At 61.7% G+C, this 5,728-nt stretch carries 4 protein-coding genes and 1 pseudogene; 4 read left to right on the top strand and 1 reads right to left on the bottom strand.

Annotated features, from left to right (window positions below):
* Positions 1-238: pseudogene (locus AAHG09_RS31520) on the bottom strand (IS481 family transposase); the annotation flags it as partial.
* A 34-nt stretch (positions 239-272) separates the two neighbouring features.
* On the opposite strand from AAHG09_RS31520, the gene AAHG09_RS31515 reads away from it, so the two are divergent.
* From AAHG09_RS31515 to AAHG09_RS31500, 4 genes are all read left to right on the top strand, one after another.
* A complete protein-coding gene (locus AAHG09_RS31515) occupies positions 273-2,444 on the top strand; it encodes a putative bifunctional diguanylate cyclase/phosphodiesterase (protein ID WP_342112265.1) in 2,172 nt (723 codons plus the stop codon).
* A 642-nt stretch (positions 2,445-3,086) separates the two neighbouring features.
* Positions 3,087-3,434 carry a hypothetical protein gene (locus tag AAHG09_RS31510; protein WP_342112263.1) on the top strand — a complete coding sequence of 116 codons (348 nt, stop codon included), beginning with the start codon at positions 3,087-3,089 and terminating at the stop codon, positions 3,432-3,434.
* A 155-nt stretch (positions 3,435-3,589) separates the two neighbouring features.
* Positions 3,590-3,895, top strand: a complete 306-nt coding sequence (locus tag AAHG09_RS31505) for a ribbon-helix-helix domain-containing protein (RefSeq protein ID WP_342112261.1) — start codon at positions 3,590-3,592, stop codon at positions 3,893-3,895.
* Positions 3,896-5,544: 1,649 nt separating this feature from the next.
* A partial coding sequence (locus AAHG09_RS31500; RefSeq protein WP_342112259.1) for a type II toxin-antitoxin system ParD family antitoxin occupies positions 5,545-5,728 on the top strand: 184 nt, incomplete at its 3' end.

The following is a 5,728-nucleotide window of genomic DNA, read 5'->3' as shown; positions in this document are numbered from 1 at the left end:
GCGTATGACGGCGAAAGGCGACGACGACCGCCTCGTCCTCAGGTGACAACACCGTCGAACGGGGATCCTTCGGACCGGTGCGCTGGTCGGCGACCGAGGTCCGCTGCCGCCACTTGGCGACCGTCTTTTGGTTGATCCCGTAGCGCTTTGCGAGTGCCCTCAGGCTCGCTTGACTATGCTGGATCGCTCGACGAACTGCCTCCGTCGTTGTGGCGCTGCCGTGAAGAACTTGGCCCATAGCGCGTCCCATCACCCTCGACGTGACAGACCTGATGCGCTCCGAGGATCGCCTACATGCTTCGGAGGCACTCCTGCGGACGACGTTGGAGTATATGGATCAGGGTCTGATTATGACCGATGCGGACGATCGCGTGCGCATCTGCAATCGTCGCGTCGCCGCGATGCTCGGCGTACCTGAGCAACTGCTGCAGGACGGGACGCCGTTCGACCGCGTTCGGACCCATCAGCGCGATCAGGGTGAGTTCGCTCACCTACCAGATCGCTTGAAGCGCTGGCTGGAGCGTGGCGATCCGCAAATTCGCGTTCAGGACTATGAACGCACACGGCCGAATGGGACGGTGCTTCAGGTCCGTACGCGGCCGCTGCCGGGCGGGGGTCTCGTGCGGACCTTCACCGATGTCACCGAACGCCGCGCCACTGAGATCGCTGTTCAAGAAAGCGAGCGCCGTTTTCGCCTTCTCGCTGAGAATGCCAGCGATGTATTTATTCTAGGCGACCTGAATATGCGTCGCGTCTATGTCTCGGGCGCGGCACGACGTGTTCTCGGCTACGATCCCGAAGAAATGATCGGAACGCGGCCGATAGATATGATCCATTCCGACGATGTCCATATGTTTTCTGAGCATTGGTCTCGTCTGTTATCCGGCGTCGATGAGCGCTCAATCAGTTATGTCCGCCATCGGCACAGAGAGGGGTATTACGTTTGGATTGAGACGTCCGTAAGTTTGCTTTTCGAGGAACAAGACGGTCGATCTTCCGGATACGTCGCCATTCTACGCGATGTAACAGCTCGCCGAGAAGCGGAAGAGCGGATCCGCCATATGGCTTTACACGATACGCTCACGGGTCTGCCCAATCGAGCTCTGTTCCGCGACCGCCTCGACCAAGCCATCACGCACGCTACGCATACGCATAGCCCCTTCGCCGTGCTCGCCTGCGACCTCGACCGATTTAAGGCCATCAACGATAGTCTCGGACATCCAGCTGGCGATGCTCTCTTGCGCGTCGTGGCCGACCGAATGCAGTCCGTGCTGCGCCCTTACGATACTGTTGCCCGCCTCGGCGGAGACGAGTTCGCGATCGTTCTCGCCTACCTCGACGAGCCGTGTATGGCGACTTCCCTCGCCGAGCGGCTGATCGCAGCGGTGGGTCAGCCGATCGTCCTTGAAGGGCAGTCCGTCGAGGTCGGCGTAAGCGTCGGCCTCACGGTCGCTTCAGAGCATGACGGCGATGCGGACGAGCTGTTCAAGCGTGCCGATATGGCCCTCTACGAAGCCAAAGCCGGCGGTCGCAACACGTACCGTAAGTTCTGTCCGGACGTCGGAGCACGCGTCGCCACGCGCGGGCAGCTTGGGCTCGACATGAAGGAGGCGATCCGGCGCGGTGAGTTCCGCCTGGTGTACCAGCCGGTCGTCGACGCGACGACTGGCGAGGTCGTCAGCCTGGAGGCGCTGATGCGCTGGTCCCATCCAGCTCGCGGCGAGATCTCCCCTGGTGAGTTCATCCCACTGGCGGAAGAGAACGGACTGATCGTACCGCTGGGTGCTTGGGCATTGCGAGAGGCATGCCGCGCGGCGCTGAGTTGGCCCGAAGTGCTGCGGGTCGGCGTCAACGTGTCGGCCGTACAGTTCCGCAGTGGGCTTGAGGAGGCCGTACTCGTCGCCCTCGCTGAAACCGGCTTACCCGCCCACCGTCTCAAGCTTGAGGTGACGGAGAGCGTCTTGATGCAGGATGGTGACGCCGTGATCGCGTGCCTGCATCGGTTGCGTGCGCTCGGCGTCGTCATCGCGCTCGACGACTTCGGCACCGGTTACTCGTCCTTGGGCTACCTGCGGCGCTTCCCCTTCGACAAGATCAAGATCGATAGGTCCTTCATCCGCGACATCGCCGATCCGGACGCAGCCGCGATCGTTCGAGCGGTGGTGAGCATTGGCGAGCGGCTTGGCATGGGCATCGTCGCGGAAGGCGTCGAGACCGCGGAGCAGCTTGACCTTGTCCGGCGGGAAGGCTGTGCGCAGGTGCAGGGATTTCTGTTCAGCCGACCGTTACCGCCGCAGGATGCACTGGCGTATGTTCTGGCGGCCCAAGTGGGCTCTGTTGCAGCCGATCCAGCACCTTCGGAAGCCCCATCAGCGCATCGCAGGAAGGCTCCTGCAGCGCTGCCTCCGGCACGGCCAGCCGGTCCGACACCGAAAGTCGCGTGAAACCGTCGAACATCAGGTTTTGACAGGTCCGGCCGGGTGTCCAAGTTGGACGGAGCGACCGGCTGCGATGTTTCCACAACCACTCGGCCCTGCTGATAAGGGCACTTGTGAGACATTCGATTTCTAACGAGTCTGCGAGCCTCGAAGCGAGGCAGGACGCTACGCTGATAGCACTCTTCGGCGCTTCGTCCCCACGCCCGTTCGCCCCTGCGCCGGCACGTCGCCGTCGCGCCATCGGAGCACGACCGTTGCGCGCCATCGCTCCGGGTATCGTCGCCGCGTCCGCGATCCTCGCGGGGACGCACGCCTTCGTCGGGAGGTAGACGATCGCGCCGCTCTCCGTCGAGACCAACCCGGCCGACACCGAGACTGTCGCCTGGTTCCTCCGCCTGGATCACTGGAGCGGCGAGGTGCAGTTCTGTAGGCACACCGTCCCGGAGGTCGCCCCGAACCCGCGCACCACGTGCAGCACGGCCGAACCCGCGATCCGGCGGCCGTCGTGAAAGTCGTCGCCTTCACCAGCCGGAAAGCGGTTCCGGCAAGTCGACGCTGGCCGCGCACCTGTCCGTGTTCGCGGACGATCCCAGCGCGCCAGCCGTCCTCGTCGACTGCGACCCGCAGGGATCCCTCGCCCTCTAGCACGTGCTGCGTCAGGCCGAGACCTCGGTGCTGGTGAAGTGCGAGGCGCATCAACTCGCCGAGACGGTCGAGGCGGCCCGCAGCGATGGCGTCCGGTGGCTGATGATCGACCCCCCCTACAACACCGCCGACATCGCCGCCGCCATGCGGGTGGCCGACCCGGCCGTGATCCCGTTCCGGTCGGCGCTCTTCGATATCGCCGCCGTCGCCGCGACTCTTGAGATGGCTTGGGCGCTCGGCAAGCCGGTCCTGCCGGTGATCAACTCGGCGCCCCCGCGGCGCGGGGTCCAGCCCTCTCACGTTGTGACCGAGGGGCGCGAGGCGCTGTTCGGGATGAATGCGACGCCGTAGGCCGGGCAGATCACCACTCGGGCCGCCTACGCTCATGCGCTCGCGAGCGGGCAGGCGCTTGGCGAGTTCGAGCCCGGCAGCGCCGCGGCTGGAGAGATGGTAGAGCTGTGGGCGGAGGTGCGCCGCGCGCTCGGGATGAAGGAAGGGGGCCGTCGTTGAGCAAGAAGCCGTCGTTCGCCAACCTCGGGGCTCGCCTCGCCTCCAAGCCTGCCGGCGCGCCGTCCGAGGCGACATCAGCCGTTGAGACGATGGAAGCAGCTCATCGCGCCGAGGCCGCGACGGTCGCGGGTCGTTCCGCCCGCCAGCCGGACGGCCGGAAGGGGATCCTAGTCCGCGCCCGGCCCGAGGCTTGGAAGGCGCTCAAGCTGATCGCCCTCGACGGTGAGCGCACGCTCCAGGACGTGATGACCGAGGCTATCAACGACGTCCTCGCGAAGAACGGGAAGCCGCCGGTCGCCTAAGCGCACCAGTCCGACACGGCCCAACGGCGGTTTGAAACTAGTACCGTAAGTTCGTTTGGCCGTGCCGGCGTGGATTACTTGAACCGCACGCTACTACGCCGCTGCCGTACCAAGTTGATACGGCGCATACGGACTGGTGTGAAAGCGCCTTTCGAGCGGAGACGCGCGTGAGGTCGTATGCAGAGGCCCAGGTAAGGTCAGCAGAGGGTGGGTTTGCGCATTTCTGCTTATGAGTAGTGAAAGCACTAAAGCGGACACCGCTATCGACAATCTTCCACTTTGAATTTGCCCAGAAATTTTGCCAACCAGCTATTGGTTTAGTGATAAAATTGAAAATTCAATGACTTAATTTCAGTATCGGGCACATCTCTTAGCCAATCATTCCACGTCTCATCACGTTTAATTCCCGCAGGTATGATAGCATAATTTCCCTTGTTGTATTTACGAACAAGCCGGAAATCACCAGATTTATTGAACCACAGACCCCCCACCTCGTCGCGACGCCATGTTTTTGTGCTGAACCATGTCTTTTTTAAACCCGATCGGCGTAAAGTGTAATACGACTCGAGCTATCATTTACGCGGGATAAGGCTACGAAGACCAAACATATGCCTGCAAATATGCGAACATCTATCGATGATATGCTATCTATATGAGCGCAAACGGAAAGAGCCAACAACATTAAAATTATTACAAACAATACCGAAGTAACAACTTTCAGTTTTGGAACGCGATATGTTGCGGGATAGAGCAAAGATCCAGGCAAACCACGTCTCCATACGCTATATGTATCACCGCTTGTTACCATCACCCGACTTCAAAATCTTCACTTCACACGACCGGTTTGGAGAAGCGTAAGTAATCTTCTGTTCGGCTCGTTTGGGTCGATAGCGGGAGGGCTGCTCGGGGTGGCTTTCTGCCCGTTCGCTTCCGGACGACAAATATATCGAAGCGGAAATATCAGGGGAACCGGCCACAACCAATTGAAGAAGCCCGTACAGTTCGCGCGAAGGCTGCATGAGGAAGGGGGCTGTCATGATCCGTGATGCTCTTCGAACGCTGGTGATTGCCGTTCTCGCTGGCGTCGTGTTCGCGGCAGGCTTTCTGTATCTGGTCGTAACTTCTGGCGTCGGTGAGAGAGGCTGGTGCTCGCCCGGTCCATTTCAGACCCAGTGCGAGTAATGCCTGTCGCAGGGCAAACTCATGGCCGCTTCGGAGAAGCTGCCATGGAGATCCGGGCGGCTGGGTTGAGTCGGAAGCAGGCCGGCCGCTTTTCGGGCCGACTGTCTCCAAAGCCGCCGTTCCGCTTCCGGCCAGTTCCGGGCGCATAGGCTGGCCCCTCCAAATGGCTGGGTTGGATGGATTTCCGCCGGTCCGCTTCTGGAATGGCGATCAAATAGGAGCAGACATGGTATCCACGCCGGCTCACGACCCAACCCAGCCGCCAGGAGCAATGTCGGGGCTACCCGTAAACGGACGTTTGTCAGCCCTCCAGCAACTTCGGCTCGGGGTGGCAATCAGACTTTGATGTTTCGTCCCGAAGCTGACGTGCCACATCCGGTTGCGCCGGACGTCCGAGCCCGACGGCGCTCCCACCCGGAGAAGCTCGACCAGATGCCACCTTTGTCAGTGTAAGACAGTTTGGGAGCGTGGTACCGTCCGATATGGCCCTGCGCGAAACCATCGCCGTCTCGATCACCCCGGAACTGAAGGCGTTCATCAAGGAGCGCCTCGCTACCGGGCGCTACGGCAGTGCCAGCGAGGTCGTCCGGGCGAGCCTGCGCGCCCTCGAACGGTTTGAGGCGACGACATACCCCAAGGCACGCGGTCCTC

The organism is Methylobacterium guangdongense (assembly GCF_038442355.1).
GTDB classification, from domain to species: domain Bacteria; phylum Pseudomonadota; class Alphaproteobacteria; order Rhizobiales; family Beijerinckiaceae; genus Methylobacterium; species Methylobacterium guangdongense.
The sequence above is the reverse complement of the archived record's forward strand: the minus strand, read 5'-3'. Positions and strand labels throughout refer to the sequence as shown.

Coding starts and splice junctions, on each gene's coding strand:
- AAHG09_RS31515 (WP_342112265.1), top strand. CDS start 273: ATGCGCTCCGAGGATCGCCTACATGCTTCGGAGGCACTCCTGCGGACG.